The 20,437-nt window shown below is 38.1% G+C and carries 21 protein-coding genes; 13 read left to right on the top strand and 8 right to left on the bottom strand.

The window, feature by feature from the left end:
• Together R2S57_RS24390 and R2S57_RS24385 are read left to right on the top strand one after the other, a co-directional pair.
• A partial coding sequence (locus tag R2S57_RS24390) for a helix-turn-helix domain-containing protein (protein WP_316847531.1) occupies window positions 1–429 on the top strand: 429 nt, incomplete at its 5' end.
• Window positions 430–500: 71 nt separating this feature from the next.
• Window positions 501–893 carry a VOC family protein gene (locus R2S57_RS24385; RefSeq protein ID WP_316847530.1) on the top strand — a complete coding sequence of 131 codons (393 nt, stop codon included), beginning with the start codon at window positions 501–503 and terminating at the stop codon, window positions 891–893.
• 191 nt (window positions 894–1,084) lie between these two features.
• Here the strand turns inward: R2S57_RS24385 and R2S57_RS24380 are convergent, their stop codons facing one another.
• Entirely contained in the window at window positions 1,085–1,582 is a 498-nt protein-coding gene (locus R2S57_RS24380; RefSeq protein WP_316847529.1) for a hypothetical protein, read from the bottom strand.
• Window positions 1,583–1,952: 370 nt separating this feature from the next.
• On the opposite strand from R2S57_RS24380, the gene R2S57_RS24375 reads away from it, so the two are divergent.
• The 4 genes from R2S57_RS24375 to R2S57_RS24360 all read left to right on the top strand — a co-directional run bounded on the left by R2S57_RS24375 (window position 1,953) and on the right by R2S57_RS24360 (window position 7,281).
• Window positions 1,953–4,523 (top strand): TonB-dependent receptor, encoded by a 2,571-nt coding sequence (locus R2S57_RS24375; RefSeq protein ID WP_316847528.1) that lies wholly within the window; start codon window positions 1,953–1,955, stop codon window positions 4,521–4,523.
• A gap of 74 nt (window positions 4,524–4,597) precedes the next feature.
• Window positions 4,598–4,924, top strand: a complete 327-nt coding sequence (locus R2S57_RS24370; protein WP_316847527.1) for an MGMT family protein — start codon at window positions 4,598–4,600, stop codon at window positions 4,922–4,924.
• A 297-nt stretch (window positions 4,925–5,221) separates the two neighbouring features.
• A complete protein-coding gene (lysS, locus tag R2S57_RS24365; protein ID WP_316847526.1) occupies window positions 5,222–6,931 on the top strand; it encodes a lysine--tRNA ligase in 1,710 nt (569 codons plus the stop codon).
• A 137-nt stretch (window positions 6,932–7,068) separates the two neighbouring features.
• Entirely contained in the window at window positions 7,069–7,281 is a 213-nt protein-coding gene (locus R2S57_RS24360; protein ID WP_316847525.1) for a hypothetical protein, read from the top strand.
• Between the two features lie 86 nt (window positions 7,282–7,367).
• On the opposite strand, the gene R2S57_RS24355 is transcribed toward R2S57_RS24360, so the two are convergent.
• Window positions 7,368–7,922: a pyridoxamine 5'-phosphate oxidase family protein gene (locus R2S57_RS24355; RefSeq protein WP_316847524.1), complete on the bottom strand. Its 555-nt coding sequence runs from the start codon at window positions 7,920–7,922 to the stop codon at window positions 7,368–7,370.
• Between the two features lie 195 nt (window positions 7,923–8,117).
• Between R2S57_RS24355 and R2S57_RS24350 the strand changes: the two genes are divergently transcribed.
• Window positions 8,118–8,609, top strand: a complete 492-nt coding sequence (locus R2S57_RS24350) for a YdeI/OmpD-associated family protein (protein WP_316847523.1) — start codon at window positions 8,118–8,120, stop codon at window positions 8,607–8,609.
• Between the two features lie 250 nt (window positions 8,610–8,859).
• On the opposite strand, the gene R2S57_RS24345 is transcribed toward R2S57_RS24350, so the two are convergent.
• The gene (locus R2S57_RS24345; RefSeq protein WP_316847522.1) at window positions 8,860–9,399 is read right to left on the bottom strand and encodes a DUF2892 domain-containing protein; all 540 of its coding nucleotides are present in this window, start codon (window positions 9,397–9,399) and stop codon (window positions 8,860–8,862) included.
• Between the two features lie 115 nt (window positions 9,400–9,514).
• On the opposite strand from R2S57_RS24345, the gene R2S57_RS24340 reads away from it, so the two are divergent.
• From R2S57_RS24340 to R2S57_RS24330, 3 genes are all read left to right on the top strand, one after another.
• Window positions 9,515–10,033, top strand: a complete 519-nt coding sequence (locus tag R2S57_RS24340) for a thioredoxin family protein (protein WP_316847521.1) — start codon at window positions 9,515–9,517, stop codon at window positions 10,031–10,033.
• Window positions 10,034–10,155: 122 nt separating this feature from the next.
• A complete protein-coding gene (gene ung / locus R2S57_RS24335) occupies window positions 10,156–10,836 on the top strand; it encodes a uracil-DNA glycosylase (RefSeq protein WP_316847520.1) in 681 nt (226 codons plus the stop codon).
• Window positions 10,836–11,480: an alpha/beta hydrolase gene (locus R2S57_RS24330; protein WP_316847519.1), complete on the top strand. Its 645-nt coding sequence runs from the start codon at window positions 10,836–10,838 to the stop codon at window positions 11,478–11,480. The genes ung and R2S57_RS24330 overlap by 1 nt, the downstream gene beginning before the upstream one ends.
• A 232-nt stretch (window positions 11,481–11,712) precedes the next feature.
• On the opposite strand, the gene R2S57_RS24325 is transcribed toward R2S57_RS24330, so the two are convergent.
• The gene (locus R2S57_RS24325; RefSeq protein ID WP_025142637.1) at window positions 11,713–12,183 is read right to left on the bottom strand and encodes an Lrp/AsnC family transcriptional regulator; all 471 of its coding nucleotides are present in this window, start codon (window positions 12,181–12,183) and stop codon (window positions 11,713–11,715) included.
• Between the two features lie 127 nt (window positions 12,184–12,310).
• On the opposite strand from R2S57_RS24325, the gene R2S57_RS24320 reads away from it, so the two are divergent.
• Window positions 12,311–12,973, top strand: a complete 663-nt coding sequence (locus R2S57_RS24320; protein WP_316847518.1) for a metal-dependent transcriptional regulator — start codon at window positions 12,311–12,313, stop codon at window positions 12,971–12,973.
• Window positions 12,960–14,825, top strand: coding sequence for an Nramp family divalent metal transporter (locus tag R2S57_RS24315; RefSeq protein WP_316847517.1), 1,866 nt, complete (start codon window positions 12,960–12,962; stop codon window positions 14,823–14,825). The genes R2S57_RS24320 and R2S57_RS24315 overlap by 14 nt, the downstream gene beginning before the upstream one ends.
• Before the next feature lie 132 nt (window positions 14,826–14,957).
• Here R2S57_RS24315 and R2S57_RS24310 read toward each other — a convergent pair whose 3' ends face one another.
• Window positions 14,958–15,437 (bottom strand): TlpA family protein disulfide reductase, encoded by a 480-nt coding sequence (locus tag R2S57_RS24310; RefSeq protein ID WP_316847516.1) that lies wholly within the window; start codon window positions 15,435–15,437, stop codon window positions 14,958–14,960.
• Window positions 15,438–16,025: 588 nt separating this feature from the next.
• Between R2S57_RS24310 and smpB the strand changes: the two genes are divergently transcribed.
• Window positions 16,026–16,475, top strand: a complete 450-nt coding sequence (smpB, locus tag R2S57_RS24305; RefSeq protein WP_316847515.1) for an SsrA-binding protein — start codon at window positions 16,026–16,028, stop codon at window positions 16,473–16,475.
• Between the two features lie 143 nt (window positions 16,476–16,618).
• On the opposite strand, the gene R2S57_RS24300 is transcribed toward smpB, so the two are convergent.
• The 3 genes from R2S57_RS24300 to R2S57_RS24290 all read right to left on the bottom strand — a co-directional run bounded on the left by R2S57_RS24300 (window position 16,619) and on the right by R2S57_RS24290 (window position 20,359).
• A complete protein-coding gene (locus R2S57_RS24300; RefSeq protein WP_316847514.1) occupies window positions 16,619–17,275 on the bottom strand; it encodes a protein-L-isoaspartate(D-aspartate) O-methyltransferase in 657 nt (218 codons plus the stop codon).
• A gap of 217 nt (window positions 17,276–17,492) precedes the next feature.
• The gene (gene priA, locus R2S57_RS24295; protein ID WP_316847513.1) at window positions 17,493–19,973 is read right to left on the bottom strand and encodes a primosomal protein N'; all 2,481 of its coding nucleotides are present in this window, start codon (window positions 19,971–19,973) and stop codon (window positions 17,493–17,495) included.
• Window positions 19,973–20,359, bottom strand: a complete 387-nt coding sequence (locus R2S57_RS24290; protein WP_215128367.1) for a DUF423 domain-containing protein — start codon at window positions 20,357–20,359, stop codon at window positions 19,973–19,975. The genes priA and R2S57_RS24290 overlap by 1 nt, the downstream gene beginning before the upstream one ends.
• Window positions 20,360–20,437 lie beyond the last annotated feature (78 nt).

The following is a 20,437-nucleotide window of genomic DNA, read 5'->3' as shown; positions in this document are numbered from 1 at the left end:
TTACACGAATTTACGGATCAAAGTATTGAACTTAAGCATATTGAATTCCCTGAAATACATCATATCGACGAAAATACTGTAGCCCATCTCGATCGCTTTTTTCTTCATCGGTTATCTCCGCCTAAATATTCTATCCTGCCAATTATTCAGGATATCCATGCGCAAAATGGCCAATTAAAAGTAAGTGAACTCGCTAAGAAACACTTTACTACCCCAAGGCAATTGGAAAGACATTTTAAAAATTCAGTCGGCGTAAGTCCAAAAGATTTGATCAGTATTGTCCGTTATCAGCTTGCCAGTCAAAAAATCAAAAACGATACTTCTGGTAAATGTTTAGCCGAACTCGCATTCGAGTCTGGATACTATGATCATGCCCACCTTACAAAAGAAATTAAAAGATTTACCGGATCAGCTCCTTCGCAGTTATAGATTTTTGACGCATTTTTACAAAGTCAACTCTTACTTCTCACCTTATATTTGACGAGATAAAAAACAAAATTATGGTCAAATTTAGCTATACAATACTCTACGTTAAAAACGTAACCGAATCAATTGAATTTTATGAAAAGGCATTCGGCTTTAAAAGAAAATTTATTATCCCAGAAAATAACTATGGTGAACTGTTAACTGGAGATACGGTGATATCATTTGCAGATATACAACTTGCCAATTCAAATCTATCAGGCGGATTTAAGGAAAGTATAAAAGGAGAAAAACCTTTTGGTATAGAGCTGGGTTTTACAACCGAAAATGTAGAAAAAGTTTTTAATACCGCAGTAAGTGAGGGTGCTATTCCTTTAGAGAAAATGAAAATAAAACCCTGGGGACAGGAAGTAGCCTATGTTCAGGATATTAACGGGTTTTTAATTGAAATCTGTTCACCTATGCCCTAATGCTTAAATAAGGAGGGGTGAACCACTACCCCTCCAGATCAATCAACTAATTAACCTAATCACCTGATCAAAAATAAAGATCACAATTGCTTATTCCAAATAAATGCAACAAAATTGCTTTTAAAAATTTTTATTGAACTGATATCTTTCAACTTTTTGCCGAACCTATTCAAGCAAAATGATATAATATGCTAATATCTCCAACGGTTAATCGGTTCATTACGAAGCGCTTCCTCCCTCCCAATTGATTCCAATACAAAATCTTGGCTAAAATCATGGTTATAGACCTGGAAATCAACAGACCATTCATCCTTGATCAAACCAGGAACGAATTTGGTAAAAATACGCTCGAAGGTTTCAAAATTGATCAGCGGTTTACAAACGACCACATATTCGCGATCAGTTTTTGCAATCACCTCAGCTATTAATTTGGGCCACCTCGCGCAGATTTCGGCTGGTAAAGTGTGATAATATTGTTTGTCTATCAGTTTTCCAGCTTCTTGAACCATTGTATGAGATAGATATTCACCCAAAACCGCCATCCATTTTCCTTCTCTTTTTTCAATACTTCCCAAAAATTCATCCCCGTCTAATACAGACCAAGGCCCATTTATTGAAAACTGGATCAGCCGATAAATCAGCGTTTCTCCATCCGGTGTTTCGAAGAAATAATCGAGTTCAATCAGCATAGGTAATTTTTTGCGGTGTATCGGATATGATGAATAATTGAATTTTTCTATCTAAATCAAACTTACAATTTTTCTTTTTAAAATACTAATATTTTTAGTAAAAAATTCTATCTACTAATCAAAAAAGATTTGATACCATAAAAAAAAACTAAACATATACACGCTTAAGAGATTGTTAATACAGCTGGTCTTTTTTGCAATCGTCACATTTACAGCATCCCACATCCGTAACATGTTGATTACGCTGAACAGGTTTAGCGCGGCACTCCGTACTTTTATAGCACACACAAATCATTCAATGAGGCTTTTTACTAAATCGATTTTGCTACTCCTGCCCTTTGCAGGCTTTTTCACAAACAGTAACGCACAAATGTATACTGTAAAGGGTATGGTGCTAGATACTGCCGGTCAGCCGCTCCCAGGCGCTGTGGTGAGGATTAAATCCGGCACCGACAGTGTAGGTATTTCTGCAAATCCCGACGGCAGTTTTATATTGGGTAAATTTAAATCCAAACAATTCACTTTATCGGCCGCCTTTATTGGCTATGATACTTTTGTTAAACAGTATCTGATCGAAAAAGGCAATGCCTTAAATATCACAGATATTAAGTTGAAACCATCATCAAATACCCTCGATGCCGTGGTGATCTCGGGTGTACCGCCAGTTAAGGTAACCGAAGATACCGTAAGTTTTAATGCCAAGGCTTTCCCGGTAAGAGATGGTGATGCGGTTGATGAAATGCTGAAAAAGCTCCCCGGCATTAAAGTAGATAAAGATGGTAATGTAACCAGTCAGGGTACACCTGTAACCAAAATAAGGGTGAACGGCAAAGATTTCTTTGGAACCGATGTGGCCACAGCGATCAAAAACCTTCCGGCCGATATTATAAAGAATCTTCAGTTTATAGACGATTATGGCGATCAAGCCAAACTTACAGGGATCAAAACGGGGGAGCCGGAAAAAATACTGAACCTCACCATTCAGGAAGATAAGAAGAAAGGTTATTTTGCCAGGGCCTCTGCTGGTGTAGGCAACTCAGACCGGTACAATACCAATATAAGGGGTAACAGTATGAAAGGCGAACAGCAAATTTCTTTTGATGGAACTTCTGCCAATGCCAATATGCGTGGTGGTGGCGGTGATGGTATCACGACCCGGAACGCCATCGGACTTAACTATAAAAACGAATTCAGCACCAAATTGTCTGCTGATGCTGCTTATAATTTTAACAACGACAAAAACAATACCATCAGCTCTACCTATACACAGAACGCTTTACAAGATGCAAACCAGAATCCCATCAGCCGGATTGAAGATGCACACAACGATGGTAAGAGCAACAATTACAACCATTGGATTGGCGGTAACCTCGAGTATAAAATCGATACGATGAACTATCTCAAGATCTCACCAAACTTTTCTTACAGCACAAATAATGGGAACAACACTGGAGGCTCGTTAATCACCCAGGATACCCTTTTCACCCGCAAAGAAAGCACGAACTTTAGTAACTCCAATAACATAAATGCAAGAGCCAATGCCTTCTTTAATCATAAATTCGCGAAGAAAGGCCGCAATCTGAGCGCCTGGAGCAATATTAACTACTCAAATGGCGAAAATTACAGGGATGTATTTAACCAGTATATTAATACCCACAGTAACGTAGCAGATACTGTGACCCAAAACCAGCTGAACAATCAAGATAGCAAAAATTTTGGCCTTAACGCGGGTGCTTCGTACATGGAACCAATTTGGAAAAAAAACTTTTTGGAAGTCAATTATAATTGGAACCGTTCGGCTACAAACAATTCGAGAGATGCCTATGATGTAGTGGATGGTAATCAGATATTCAATGCTAATCTGAGCAATATTTACGATTATCAGTTCATCACCAATAAAGTTGGATTGAACTATCGGTATATCGGCGAAAAATTAAATTATACAGTGGGTTTAAATGCCCAACCTGCATTGCTGCGCGGACAGAATCTGAGCAATGGCATTCAAACCCTCAACCGTACTTTTAACCTGATTCCATCGGGACGGTTTTCGTATAAATTCTCCAATCAGGAATCATTGGATATCAATTACTGGGGCAGAAACAACCAGCCTGGCTTTCTACAGTTACAACCTATATCCGACAATTCTAACTTACAGAACGTAGTTACCGGAAATCCAAACCTAAAACCAGAATTTATCCAGAGCATCAATGCACATTATAAACAGGCCGATTGGAGTGCAGGTAATATAATAATGGCCAATTTTAAGTACGAACGCACCGACGACAGGATTGTGACCACTAAAGAGCGTGTACCTGGAACAGTTAATCAGCTTACCAGTTATATCAACGCAGATGGTTATTATACAATGCAGGGTGATTATAATATTAGCAAACCGCTTTCAGCAGAGCGTAAATTTACCATTGGCTACTCCGGCTCCGGACAACTGAACAATAACATTACTTTTACCGACAATAGCAAAATTGAAGCGCGGAATATTGCATGGCGGCAGGAACTGGAATTTAGAGTTGATCTTAAAGATATTGCCAATTTTGAAGTAGAAACATCATATTCTCAAAACCTGACCAATTATTCAAGCGATACATTTGCCGACCGCCAATCGAACCGCTTCGAATGTGGTATCGAAGGCCGAAACTATTTCTTTAAAGACCTTACGCTGGGTTATGATTTTAGCAAACAGATTAATTCTGGCTTTGACAATGGTGCGGTAAGAAACCCAACCTTACTCCGTTTATCAATGGAATATAAGTTTATGAAAAACGATATGGCTGCACTCCGCGTGGAAGGATTTGATCTTTTTGACCAGAACTCAGGCATTTCGAGAGACGTATTCGATAATGTGATTGTAGATAAGCAGGTGAACCGATTGGGTCGTTATTTTATGCTTTCGCTGATCTATAGGGTACGTAAATTTGGAGGTTAAACCGATAAAGGAGAGATATAGCAGCTTAGAAAACGATAATTCATATATTAGTTGTCTATCATCATTTACTAACCATGAATCAGGAACTGTTTTTTGAGCAGGTGTGGGATTTAACCAGAGAAATACCCAAAGGCAGGGTAACTTCATACGGAGCAATTGCCAAAGCCATCGGCGCACCCAACCTTTCAAGAATGGTTGCCCGTGCCATTGGCGCCTGCGGAAGTGCCCAACCACCTGTACCCTATTACCGGGTAATCAGCAGCAATGGTTTGCTTAGCGGTGATCCATCTTCTACGAATAAAAGACAGCAACTACTGGAGCGTGAGGGTATTGAGGTTGAAAATCTTAAAGTTCAAAACCTAAAAAAGGTGTTTTGGGATCCTTTAAATGATCTGGAATAGTGATTAAATAAAATGCTTGTCTGAATTTAAAATATTCCGTCTGTCAGTCTATGTTAAATGAAGTCGAAATAAACACCTCCATTTTGATTGTGAAAAAACACTTCGACTCCGCTCAGCGTGACCAACAAATAGGATTATCGAATAAAGCATTTATTAATTACAATACCTTTCTTATCTTTGCCCGCATCTATTTTTAAAAGAAAGAAATCTGCCATGATTAATTTTCTTTTATCATTGGATTTTAATCACAATTATTAAACAAATTGCAAATCGTTACTTTTGCAAAAAATACCTGAAATGAGTATAGGATTATCAGAACAAGAGATATTACGACGTGAGTCGCTAAAACAATTACGCGAATTAGGCATAGAGCCTTATCCTGCCGAAGCTTATGAAGTAAATGCATATGCTGCAGACATATTAGCGAACTATGATGTAGATAAGACCGCATATAAGACGGTAGTACTGGCAGGTAGAATTATGAGCCGCAATATTATGGGCGCTGCTTCTTTTACCGAACTTCAAGATTCTACAGGCAGAATTCAAATTTATTTAAAGCGTGATGAACTTTGCCCTGGTGATGATAAAACCCTTTATAATACCGTATTTAAAAAATTGCTCGATATAGGTGATTTTATTGGTGTTAAAGGTTATGTATTCACTACACAAACAGGAGAAATTTCTGTGCATGTAACTGAATTTAAAGTACTTTCTAAATCTTTACGTCCTTTACCAATCGTTAAACGCGATGATCAGGGTAATGTGTACGACGGCTTTACCAATCCTGAACTGCGTTACCGCATGCGTTATGTGGATTTAACGGTAAATCCTGACTACAAACAGATTTTTATCAAACGCAGCAAGGTAATTAACAGCATGCGTAATTATTTTGATGAGCAAGGCTGGATGGAAGTAGAAACCCCTATCCTGCAACCTATCCACGGTGGCGCTGCTGCGCGTCCGTTTGCTACCCACCACAATACTTTAGACATGCCACTTTATTTGCGTATCGCAAATGAATTGTATTTAAAAAGATTAATTGTTGCAGGTTTTGATGGTGTTTATGAATTCGGTAAAATGTTCCGTAACGAAGGGATGGACCGTACGCATAACCCAGAGTATACCTCGATGGAAATATATGTAGCCTACAAAGATTATATCTGGATGATGGCTATGGTTGAAGAATGTTTAGAAAAAGTAGCGATTGCCACAAATGGTTCAGCTGTAGTTAAAGTTGGTGAAAACGACATTAATTTCGAAGGACCATACGAAAAATTAACCATGTACGAATCGATCCAAAAATATACCGGGATTGATGTATCGGCCATGACCGAAGAGGAACTTTTACAAACCTGTGCAACGTTAGGCATCGAAACCGATTCGACAATGGGCCGCGGCAAATTGGTAGATGAAATTTTCAGTGATAAGGTAGAAGCGAATTTAATCCAGCCTACATTTATTACAGATTATCCAATCGAAATGACTCCATTGGCTAAAAAACACCGTACAGCAGCCGGATTGGTAGAGCGTTTCGAAATATTTGTGAATGGTAAAGAAATTGGAAATGCTTATTCGGAACTGAACGATCCGATTGATCAAAAGGAACGTTTCGAAGATCAATTAAAACTTGCCGATCGTGGTGATGCCGAAGCAATGGCAATGGATGATGATTTTGTTCGTGCTTTAGAATATGGTATGCCCCCTACCTCAGGTTTAGGTTTTGGTATCGATCGTATTGTAATGTTAATGACCAACCAAAGTACCATTCAGGAAGTTTTATTCTTCCCGCAGATGCGTCCGGAGAAAAAGAAAATAGAAATGACTCCAGAAGAAACTGAGTTATATTCATTAGTTTCGGAAGGCGAACAATACCTGTTAACAGACATAAAAGGAAAGCTGGCCGAGTGGAGCAACAAAAAATGGGATACTACTTTAAAAGCCTTAACAGGGAAAGGAATCTTAAAAGTTGCCAAAACTGAAGAAGGGTTATTCCTATCGCATAAATAGTCAGTTTGTAGTTCCTGAATCGGGAATAATGGATTTGATTTTAACACAAACATAACATAAACTTAAAAGGCTTGCTAACAATTATTTAGCAAGCCTTTTCTATATTTACAGCAATCGATAAATAAAATCATTGCGATATGAATACGTCAAGTTTAGAAATCAACGAAAGAGAATACTGCATCAAATTAAGTAAAGATGCTTTTGATTTAACCTTAGTTCGCCAATTAATCAAAAGAATCCAGGCCGAAGCTTTGTTCTTCTCAAGAAACCAAGCTGAAGATGAAGATATCTTAAGCAAAAGAGCCAAAAGAGAAGAATTAGAAGGATTTGATTATTTAGGTGATAAATAATAAATAGTCGTCACCCTGATCCGATAGCTATCGGATTTATTTCAGGGTCTATATGATGCTGAAATAAATTCAGCATGACGTAAAATTTAATCAACCTCCAAAGTCCCTTCTACAGAGTCATCCATAGTTTTTCCTGTAATCACCGAAGCTGCCATCTTTAGAAATGCTACGGCAGTGCCGTGTTTGGTATCCCAGTAATATCCCTCTGATGGGATGACTTTAATCAATGTAATATTAGGATCGTCTTTTCCTCCCTGAAACCAGGTTTTTATAAATGGGCTCCAAAGTTCATCTATTTTCGCCTGATCTCTGCTGATTTCAGAAATGCCATAAATATTTACAAAACCGGAGTGCGCACCAGCCTGAAATAACAAGTGTGTGAAAGGATCAACTGAGATCTCATCATTTTTGTGACTGTCTTTCATGCTCATAAACCAAATATTGCCTTCCTCATCAACTTGCTGAATGGCCATAGGTCTTACCGATAAAGGTATACCCGTTTTAATATTGGTACAAAAAAAACAACTTTCTGCTTTCCCTGCAAGTTCTCTAAGCTTTTCGATGGCTTCTTTACCGCCCAGATCTTTAATATTATTTTCTTCCTGAGTATTGTTAGTACTTCCTTCTTGTGATGTTGCCATAGGTATAAGATTTTATATAAACTACATTAGAAAATGGAATTTGGTTTTGAGTTTTTTTAATGAGCGTGGGGAGGAGAGCAATAAGCGCATTGCGAAAAGCGTTTAGCTGAACGCATTGCGTGATACCTGAACATTGATTTATTGACCAAAAATTATGGATATTTTAATCAAAGGCAATATCTTTAATTGATGGAGATGAACAAACCAAAACCCTTTACCGCCGAAATTAAAATGATAGGCATTAATCCGTATGTATTTGTACCTGACGAAGCGTTAGATTATGTTTTCCATCAAGCGGGCAAAAATAAAGGACAGCTTCCGGTTACCATGAAAATCGATGGCTATGCATTTAAGCAGACATTAATACGCTATGCAGGCGAATGGCGTTTATACCTGAACACACCGATGCGCCGGGCGGCAGCTAAAGACGTTGGAGATATGGCAAACTTCGAAATTGAGTTTGACGCTGAGGAACGTTTGATAACCGTGCACCCAAAACTGACTCAGGCACTGACCGAAAATAAAAAGGCTAAGGAAATATTTGACAGCCTTGCCCCCTATTTACAAAAAGAAATTACGCGGTATATAGCGAACCTTAAAACAGAAGAATCTGTCGAAAAAAATGTTAAACGGGCCATCCGGTTTCTTTTAGGTGAAGAAAGATTTATCGGGAGGGATAAACCTTAATCTCTAAAGCCCTTCGAAAAACTTCAGGATGACGCCATAAAAAATTAACATCTTGCATTTCAGGCAAGCCCCCTTCATCATAAACCCGATTGCAGTGAAAGCCTCCGCTTTTTCAGCGGTGCTTATAACGGAAAGCGGGACTACAGTTCCCGATGAAATACTGCTCTTTCGTTTCCAAAAAAAAAGCGAAAAACTATTCGATAAAAAAAGCCATTTCAAACGATGAAATGGCTCTAATATTTAATTAAGACTATCTGTAACGAACTTGCTGTTGCTTGTCCATCATGCCCATCTGATCTTTCATTTGTTTAATCTGATCGGCTAATAATTTGCTCTTATCTGCCTTTTTGGCCTCAGCAAGATACATGGTTGCCTCACGTTTGTTGCGTTTAGCCATTGCAATACCCGCTAAGCTCAGTTTTGCCAATGCAATATTATGATCCATCTGCATTCCTAAAGCGAGCGATTTTTTAAAATATTTCTCACTCTGCATGGGTGCAGTTCTACTTTCGATTAAACCCACCAATAAGTTATAGTAACCATGTTGAACTTTGATCAACTGGCTTTCGTAGTTGGTAATGCGATCTAAAAACATTTTTGCTTTAGGCATGTTATCCTTTCTAAGGAACCATTGTGCTAAAAGCATATTCTCATTAAAGAAATAAGTAACGAGTACAATTATCCCCAATAAAATGGCAACTATGCCCCAAGGCCAGAAGCCGAAAATAAATAAAGCTACTGCGCCACCCAGTAAAGCAAACCCCGCAATTAATCTGATAATATTTGGCATAAATTTTATTCTAATTATTTTTTTTTGCAAATATCGTGTTTAAATGGCAGAAATTAGATTTTAAAACAATAATTTCATTAAAAATTTCAAAGTACTAAATAAGCATCCCGAAAATATGAAAATCCTCTTATCCATAACCCTAATCGTACTTGCAATGAACGTTTCTGCACAAGAAGTGAATAAAAAAATCCACGATCAAGTCCACAATAAAGATATCCTGATTAACGCCTGTACGCGTGAGGGAATTACCACTTTTCCAGAGTTTAAGGAAATGTACGATCCACTTTACGCAGCCTATGTACCAGATGCTGCAACGATGATCGAACTAAAAAAACTCATTAAAAATGAGAGAATTAAAATCGTTTTCGGTACCTGGTGTGGTGATAGTAAGGTAAATGTTCCCAATTTCTTTAAAATTTTAGATGCGCTTCATTTCAAAGACAAAAACGTAGAAATTATTGCGGTTGATGGGAATAAGAAAGCCGAAAATGGCACATTAGATGGACTTGACATTTTAAGGGCACCTACTTTTATTGTATATGATAAAAAAGGAAAAGAATTGGGAAGAATTATTGAAGGTCCGAAAACCACACTCGAAGGTGATTTGTTAGCGATATACAAGAAGCAATCTTAAAATTTGGAGAAAATAATGGTGTTTAGTTTAATAGTCCATAGCCCTATCGGCCAGTATGAGCATCTAAACCATTGACTATAAACCATTAACCATACTACATTATACATCTTACATCAAAAAACATGTCTGCAGCATTAGAACCAGGTTGGTTAGCCGTTTTAGAAGAGGAGTTTGAAAAAGACTACATGAAAAATTTGAAGTCTTTTTTACAGGAAGAGAAAAATAATGGTGCAACGGTTTACCCTAAAGGCACAGATATTTTCAATGCCTTAAATACAACTCCTTTTGATGAGGTGAAGGTTGTAATTTTAGGTCAGGATCCCTACCATGGCACCGGGCAGGCACATGGCTTGTCGTTTTCGGTACAGCGCGGTGTAACTGTTCCACCCTCGTTAAAAAACATTTACAAAGAGTTGGAAACGGATATTGATGGTTTTAAAACACCTGGTCATGGTCATTTAACCCATTGGGCAGAACAAGGTGTATTATTGTTAAATGCAACTTTAACCGTTCGTGCCTCTGAAGCGGGCTCGCATCAAAACCGTGGCTGGGAAATTTTTACCGATGAAATTATTAAAGCTTTATCCCAAAAACGCGAACATATTGTCTTTTTATTGTGGGGCAAATATGCACAGCAAAAAGCGGCATTAATCGATCAGAAAAAACATTACGTACTTACAGCTGCGCATCCATCGCCATTTTCGGCTTATAATGGTTTTTTCGGTTCGAAACATTTTTCAAAAGCAAATCAACTGTTGGTACAGAATAACCTAAAACCGATCGACTGGAAGCTGCCTGCATAATGAATGTTTATTTTATTAGCGGTTTAGGTGCCGATAAAAGAATCTTTTCTAAATTGAAACTCAATGAGAAGATTAATATCATTCATATCAATTGGATTACACCAAATAAAAATGAATCGCTGGCTTTATATGCTGAACGTTTAAGTAAAGTGATTGATCAATCACAAGCATTTGCACTGGTAGGTGTTTCTTTTGGTGGGATGATTGCAGTAGAGATCGCTAAAATTTTAAAGCCAGCAAAAACGATTATTATTTCGAGTACGGTGTTGGCAGATCAATTACCAGCGCTTTATCGTTTTGCAGGTCAGCTCAGCCTATTAAAACTGATCCCTGCAAAACTCTTAAAATCATCAAACAAGCTCACTCAAAATTATTATTTTGGTACCCGCACCAGCAGTGAGAAAGCGTTACTGAGCGAGATTATTAAAGATACCGATCCTTATTTCTTGAAATGGGCAATCGGAAGCATCCTAAACTGGAAAAATAAAACCCGCCCGGAACGCATTTACCACATCCATGGCACCAGTGATAAAATTTTATATTCAAAAGTTGCACAGCCCGATTTTGTAATCGAAAATGGCACTCACTTCATGGTGTATCAAAATGCTGAGGAAATTTCAGGAATTATTGATGGAATAATATAGGATAACAATTTGAATTATCTTATAAGATATTACACGAAAGATCGTCATTTCGAGCGAAGTGCAACGCAGTCGAGAAATCTATATAGATCTCTCCATTTCGCTACGCTACATCCGATAGCTATCGGATCGAGATGACGATTATTTTATTTAGCTCCTGACAAAAATACATTCCAATAAAAAAACCGGGATCGCAATGACGATCGTATTCAAAAGCCCCTTTAAGGCCTTTGGCTTAATACTCCAACGGCACAATTGGTTCTTTCTTCGTAGTCGACATGATCATCATCGTTTGGAAGGTTTTAACCACAGAAATCTTACTGATTTTATCCATAATTAAACGCTCATATGCTTTGATGTCTTTCACGTAAACTTTCAATAAAAAATCGGCCTGACCAGTAACATGGTGGCATTCAGTGATTTCTTTAATCTGGTTTACTTCATCCAAAAAGATCTGGATGGTATTGTTTTTATGAAAATCGAGCTGAATCTGAATAAAGGTTTTAATCCCTAAACCCAATTTTTCTTCATCTACCAATGCATGATAACTTTTAATATATCCTGCCATTTCGAGCTTGCGTACACGCTCTAAAGTTGGTGCAGGTGATAAACCAATTTCTTGCGATAAAAGCAAATTGGTAATTCTTCCATTTTCCTGGAGAATTCTTAAAATTTTAAAGTCAATTTTATCTAATTCAGATGCCATAGGGTGTTAAAGGTATTTGAGAATACAAACATAACCAAATTATATTCTAAAATTTAACATAATTTATCATATATATTTTAAATAAAAATTTTTAGATTTACCTAAAAATAAAATTAGATAAACATAAATGCAAAGTTACACGGAAGAGAACTATCTAAAGACTATTTATCATTTAGCAGAGAAAACAACTAACGTTCAAACCAATGCGATTGCGGAGCAAATGCAAACAAAACCGGCATCGGTAACCGATATGATTAAAAAATTGGCCGATAAAGGTTTAGTTGATTATATTAAATACCAGGGCGTTACTTTAACGGAGATCGGAAAAAATACGGCGGTAGATATTGTGCGCAAACACCGTTTGTGGGAAGTTTTTCTGGTAGACAAATTAAACTTTAAATGGGATGAAGTGCATGATGTTGCTGAAGAACTGGAACACATTAGATCAGTCGAATTAATAGAAAGGTTAGATGAATTTTTAGGCTTCCCGAAGGCAGACCCACATGGCGACCCCATTCCTGATAAAAACGGAAGATTTGCCAAAACCCAGTTTATTAAACTTATTGAGTTAAAGGTAGGCGATTCTGGTACGATTACGGGAGTTAGCCAGCACAGTTCCGCATTTTTAAAACATTTAGAAAAGTTAGGCCTTACTTTGGGCAAACAAATTAAGATCAACGATGTTACCGATTTCGATGGTTCAGTAGAAATCCTGTTATCAGATAAACAAGTTAATATTAGTAGAGAAGTTGCAAAACATATTTTAATCAGCAGTAATGGCAAAAACTGAATCCTTAAGTGAAGTACATCAAAGCGTAAATACAGATAAAAGAAAAGGCTGGAAACGGATTTTGGCCTTCATTGGTCCGGCATATTTAATTAGCGTTGGCTACATGGATCCGGGCAACTGGGCAACTGATTTAGCCGGCGGAAGTAAATTCGGATATCAATTGATCTGGGTTTTATTGATGTCGAATCTCATCGCGTTACTTTTACAATCGTTGAGTGCCCGCCTCGGCATAGTTAGAGGTTTGGATTTAGCACAGGCTTCAAAACAGGCCTATCCCCGCTGGGCCAACATTCCGCTGTTTGCTTTGGCACAAACGGCAATTATTGCCTGCGATCTGGCCGAAATTATCGGAATGGCCATTGGTTTACAATTGCTTTTTGGTTTGCCATTGATCTGGGGGATTTCAATCACCATTTTTGATACCATTTTACTGCTCTTTCTACTCAACAAAGGCATGAGGGCGATGGAAGGTTTTATTGTTTCGATGGTTTTTATTGTCGGAATTTCCTTTCTGGTCGAAATGTTTATTGTAGAACCTTCTTTAAAAGAAATTGCAAAAGGATTTGAACCTTCTATTTTAAACGGAGATGCTTTGTATATTGCCATTGGGATAATCGGTGCTACGGTAATGCCCCACAACTTATACCTCCATTCTTCATTGGTACAAACCAGAAAAATAGAACGGAGCAATAAAGGCATAAAAGAGGCCATAAAATTTAACCTGATTGATACTACGGTTGCGCTGAATCTTGCCTTTTTTGTGAATGCAGCTATATTAATCCTGGCAGCAGCCGCCTTCTATAAAAACGGTTTACATGAAGTGGCCGAAATTCAGGATGCACATAAATTACTATCGAACATTTTTGGCAGTGTTGCCCCAACCCTATTTGCCATTGCATTAATCGCCGCCGGACAGAGCTCTACCGTTACGGGAACCTTGGCAGGTCAGATTATTATGGAAGGCCATATCAACCTGCGGATCCAACCCTGGTTGAGGCGTTTGATTACCCGTTTATTGGCCATCATTCCTGCATTTTTCACCATTTTACATTATGGAGATGATGCCCTTGGTGGCTTATTGGTTTTAAGTCAGGTGGTTTTAAGTCTGCAACTGGGTTTCGCTATTATTCCTTTAATCCATTTTACATCAGATAAAAAACTGATGAAGGATTTCGCGATTAAAACCTGGGTGAAGGTATTGGCCTGGGCAAGTGCCGTAGCCATTATCGCATTGAATGTAAAGCTGGTAATAGAAGAAATAAGTGGCTGGGCGAAAGAGGCAAACAACTGGTGGATTTATGTGATTGTGGTACCAGCCTTAATTCTGATCGTTTTATTGCTGCTTTATGTTTTCTTTCATCCATTGTTAGAAAAAAAGAGAAACGAAGCCAGACAGATGGTACCGCATGGAAATGCGTTGGATATTGGTAAAATAGACAAGATCAATTACAAACGGATTGGTATCGCAGTAGATTTTTCTAAAAATGACAGGAATACCATCCGTCATGCCTTAATCCAGGGTGGCAAAGAGGCACACTATTATCTGATTCATGTGGTGGAAACGGCTGCTGCACGTTACCATGGCAACGATGTAATGGACCATGAAACACAGAGTGATGCTGCTAATCTGGAGAAATATAGAATCAATCTCGAAGATCTTGGTTACGACTCCACGCCATTTATTGGCTTTGGAAATACAGGCAAAGCCATCGCCGACATCAGCAACAGAAATGAATTGGAACTATTGGTAATGGGCGCACATGGACATAAGGGTTTAAAAGACCTTATTTTCGGCACCACTGTTGATTCGGTAAGGCATAAAGTTAATATCCCGGTATTGATTATCAGGTAAGATTGTTTCACTATTTCTTTTGGCTTAACTTACTAAGCGCGATTAATTACCACAGATAGAAAGGATAGGCACAGATATAGTAATCTGTGTTGATCTGTGCTTATCTGTGGTAAAAAAATAAATGATATTGGATTATTTATTCACTACCGTCATCAGTTTTGTTATACCGCCATCACCAGATTGGTACATTAACAATTTACCTGCTGCTGAGTATAGGTACATTGCCGGATATTGTTTTGGTAAGAAAGTAGGAATAAACATGCGTTTCTTATCCTGTAATACCAGTACGTTCGGTTTTGCATTTAAACCTTTGGCGTACGAATTGAAAAACTGGGGAATAATATAGCCTTCATCCATGGTAATCATGTAAATATTTACATCCTTAAACCTGGCATAATTGGTATTCAGGAGTTTACTTTCTCTCTGGCAATGTTCGCAGGTACAATCAAATAAGATAAAAAGATTCTTTTTGCCCTGTTTGATATCGGTATTGGAAAATGCCTTTCCATCCAAACGGTAAAAGGTAAATTGCGGCAATAAAGTTGGCTGTTGTGCTCTTACCTGAAAAGTAACGGCTAACAATAAGATTAAAAGTAGATTCCTGAATTTCATTTTAGATATTTAAAGTTCAAACTTAAATCAATAAATACGAACATAATAATATATCCTTAGCTTTTACAAACTGATGAACATTTTTAATGTAAGAGAAGTCAAGTTTTAATGGACATATCGCCTGTCTAAACTTGACTTCTCTCTTTTACAAGTATCATAATTTGAAAACGAATGTCAGTTTTTCATAGCTACTGTAGTCCCGCCATTCGCTTTATCCCGATGAAAAATCGGGATGCTCGCTACTGTCGGGTTTATTGAACACAGGTTTGGTAGGCGAATGAAAGGTTTTCTTGCACCAGCCCGTGTTAAATAAACCCGATTGACGCGGAAACCAAAAGCTTTTTCTGCTTTTGTTGCAGCAAAAAGCGGGACTTGATAGGCCAAAAGTGATAGCCCAAACATTTCCAAATCGTATCCGTTAAACCAAAGAAGTCAAGTTTTAATGGCAATTTGCATATTCAAACTTGACTTCTTTAATCCTTACAATTAAAAATTAAATTATCACATCAATTTTTAGGATATTTGCAACCCGACATTTATATTTAATATACTTGCCTGGCATTATTACATTATATATTTTATTAAATTTTGAAAAACGACATCAACATAAAAAATAAAAGAGCTTATTTCGACTACAGTCTTTTAGACAAGTACGTTGCAGGGATTGCCCTTTTAGGAACTGAAATAAAAGCGATTAGACAGGGTAAAGCCAACATGACGGATGCTTTCTGCATGTTTATTGGCGGTAACCTTTACGTACGTAACCTTCATGTTTCCGAATATACCCACAGCTCTTTTTATCACCACGATATTAAGCGCGACCGTGCCTTATTGCTACAGAAAAAAGAGATTAGGAAACTAAAACTTAAGGGTGAAGAAAAGGGTTATACTATTGTGCCTTTACGCATTTTTATCAACGAAAGAGGTTTTGCCAAAATGGAAATTGCATTGGCCCAGGGTAAAAAAGAATTCGACAAACGCGACAGCATTAAAGATCGGGATACGAAGCGGGAGCTGGATAGAGCGATGAAGAGGTAAATTAGTTTGAAGTTGAGAGTTTGGAGCTGGGAGTTAAAGGCCAAAAACTGTTAACATCCTGTTTAGTTTAGCTTAAAGTTGGGAGTCATTAATTTTATATTGGAGTTTTACTCAAAACTCCGATCTCCAAACTCCCAACTCAATCACCATGCCTGGTCGCCTACTAAAGGCACAAACCTAAAGGTATCCAATACTATTTTTTCGTAATCCGTTTCGCTTACCCGGATAACAGTAACCATTTTCTGTGTTTTTTCGTCTCCTACCGGAATAACCAGGATACCGCCAATTTTTAACTGTTTTAATAAAATTTCAGGAACCAAGGGTGCTCCGGCCGTAACGATTATTTTGTCGTAAGGTGCATGGGCTGCAATTCCTTTCGAGCCATCACCACAAAAAAAGGCTGGTCTGTATCCCATTCCCGGTAAAACCTGAATGGTTCTGTTGTAAATATTTTCCTGTCTTTCTATCGTAAACACTGAGGCGCCCAATTCCATTAAAATACAGGTCTGATAACCCGAACCGGTTCCGATTTCGAGCACCTTATCTCCTTTTTTAATGTGCAAGAGTTCACTTTGGTACGCAACGGTATAAGGTTGGGATATGGTTTGTCCATCACCTATCGGAAAGGCAATATCTTTGTAAGATTGGTTCCAAAAAGTTTCATCAAAAAAGAAATGTCGTGGTACTTTGCCAATTGCTGTTAATACATTTTCATCTTCAATCCCACGGGATCTTAATAACTCAACAAGCTTCTTTCTCGCGCCACGTTCCCGGTAATTATCAACAAATTTATACGCCATGAGTTTCAAAATTAGCGTTTCTTAAACGGCAATACAAGGGTAAAATGAGAGAATGATTGAATTAGTGAAAGATCACCTGAATTAGAGAATGATACATTATCCACATTTGAGAATTATTGAATGAGAGAATTTTGAATGATTGAGTTTTGAATAATTGAATGGAGACTTATAATTCCAACATTCTCTCATTCAATTATCCTCTCATTCAATCATTCCTCTAATAAGGGTCTACATCTATCTGCGTAAAAACGCCCTTAAACTCCTTTGTGGCATTAAATTGTGTCAAGGTTTCCCTTAACGCATCCTTAACCTTCTGAATGGCAGTATGTTTATCCGCTTTAATAATGATCTGTTTTATATAAAGATTCCGCACTCTGCTTACCAAAGGCTGTTCTGGTCCTAAAACCCTTTTACCGAACTTCCCTTTCAGAATATTGGCCAGGGTAAAGGCGGCATGATCTAATACATGCGAATCTTTATGTTTGACGTACAGGAATATCATGCGTGAAAATGGTGGATAGAGGAATTTCTCGCGTTCTACAATTTCATCGTTATACATGCCCTCATAATCGTTGTTTACCACCTGCTTAATGATGCGGTTTTCGGCATCATAAGTTTGGATGCAAACATTCCCCTGATCGGCCCTTCTACCTGCCCTACCCGCTACCTGTGCCAATAGCTGAAAACTCCTTTCGTATGCCCGAAAATCGGGGTAGCCCAAAAGCGTATCGGCATTAATTACACCAATAAGGTTCAGGTTATCGAAATCCAGGCCTTTGGCCACCATCTGTGTACCAATCAGAATATCCGTTTTCTTCTCCTGAAAATCATTTAAGATTTGCTGTAAGCCATTTTTTGTCCTGGTGCTGTCCATATCCAGGCGCGCAATGGTAACCTCTGGATAAAGTAATCTAAGTTCCTCTTCAATACGTTCGGTACCAAATCCTTTTTGCTCTACATGCACTGAGCCACAAGCCGGACAGATATTTACACTGCTTTGCTGATAACCGCAATAGTGACAATGTAGTTTCCCGCTGCTTTTATGGTAAGTTAAACTTACATCACAGTTTACACATTTCGGGGTATAACCGCAGGTTGCACAGATCAGGATGGTTGCATACCCCCTCCTGTTTTGAAACAGTACAATCTGTTCCTTTTTAGACAGTGCCAGATCGATATCTTTAATCAACACACTGGAAAAATACGAACTCATTGTTTTTTTCTTCGTTTCTTCAGAAATACTCACCACTTGCTGGTTTGGAAGCTGAACCCCTCCAAAACGTTCTTTCATCTCTACAAGTCCGTATTTTCCCTGTAAAGCATTATAATAACTTTCTAATGAAGGTGTAGCCGAGCCAAGAACCACTTTCGCATGATGCAGATAGCCTAAATAAATGGCCGCATCTCTTGCCTGGTAACGCGGTGCGGGATCGTATTGTTTGTAAGATGGCTCGTGCTCTTCATCAACCACGATCAACTTCAGGTGTTCGAAGGGAAGAAAAACTGCAGAACGCGCACCAAGAATTACTTTGTAAGCACCTGTACGCACTTTGTTCCAGATTTCTACCCGCTCACTATTGTTAAATTTAGAATGGTAAACGCCAATCGCATTACCAAAATAACGTTTAATACGTTCTACAATCTGTGTAGTTAAGGCAATTTCGGGCAATAAGAACAACACCTGACCATCTGTATTTTGAATGATTTTTTCAATCAGTTTGATGTAAACCTGTGTTTTGCCAGATGCTGTAACGCCATGCAATAAAACCACTTCCTTTTCTTCAAAATACTGATTAATCTGGCCTAGTGCTTTTTGCTGCCCTTCATTGAGTTCGAAATTCACACTGAATTCTTCATCGTGAGCAGCCAAACGACTTACCGGCCTTTTCATGACCACAAAAATATCTTTGTCGGTTAAGGCTTTTAACGCAGCCGGTCCGCAATTGCTTTCTTCTAAAAGCTGTTCTTTAGAAATGGGCAGATTCGATTTTTGCAGTTTCAGATAAGCCAGTAAAGCATCCAATTGTTTCGGCGCCCTATCCAACACATTAAAAAGTTCTTTCAGATTCTCCTCATCGCTATAAAAATCATTTAATATGATAAACGACTTTAACAATGGCTTATATTTCTGCACCACTTCTTCAGCCACCAGAACCAATTCTTTATCCAATAAATGATTGATGATTGGATAGACCGTTTTCTGTCCTAACAATTTAGAAACATCGTTAACGGTAAGTTTCTGTTGTTGCTTCAGTGCCTTGATAATAATATCTTCCTTCTCGGTAAGTTCGGTATCTTCATTATATTCATCGCGGAGCATCAGGATGGTTTCGCTGGCCAGCTTTAAACTTGCCGGTAAGGCAGCGGCCATTACATCACCTTCGTTGCACATGTAATAATTCGTCATCCATGTCCAGAATTTTAGCTGGGTTGGCGTAATTACAGGCTCGTGATCAACTACATCGATAATATATTTCGCCTCGTAAGCCGTTGGCGGCAACTTAGAAATCCCGCTAATTAAAGCAGTATAGATTTTATGTTTCCCAAACTGCACTACCACACGTTTCCCAATGGCAATTTGGTCATTAAGATCAAAAGGCACACGATAAGTATAGTTTTTTGCCAAAGATAATGGCAAAATAACTTCAACAAAAAGTGTTTCTCTTTCTGCAAAAATATCGTTTCCGTGAGTATTCATTATTTATCTTTAAATGCTGCAAAAAATAGCATTATCCATCCCAACACAAATAAAAGGCCACCTATTGGTGTTAGCGGACCAATAAATTCTGTAAAACCTAAATGTGATATGCTACGGGTAGCCAATAAATATAACGAGCCTGAAAACAGTATGATACCGAAAGTAAAACAGAAATAAGCAATATTAATCAGTTTGTTGCGATAGCGGGCAAAGGTAGATAGGTATAATAATGCGAATGTATGATAGAACTGATAATCAACACCTTTTTGCCAGATTTCTAATGACGGCCCATCAATTAAGGCTTTTAAGCCATGGGCACCAAATGCCCCCAGCAAAACAGCAACAGCACCAAAGAAAGAAGCAGTAAGGATTATTCGTTTGTTCATAATTATTTGCTAGTAGCAATCGCTAAATTAATAAATTGACAAAGAACTTCTCACTAATCAATGTAATAAATTAAATTT

The organism is Pedobacter psychrodurus (assembly GCF_032678585.1).
Lineage (GTDB): Bacteria > Bacteroidota > Bacteroidia > Sphingobacteriales > Sphingobacteriaceae > Pedobacter > Pedobacter psychrodurus_A.
This window is presented reverse-complemented; position numbering and strand designations above follow the sequence as displayed.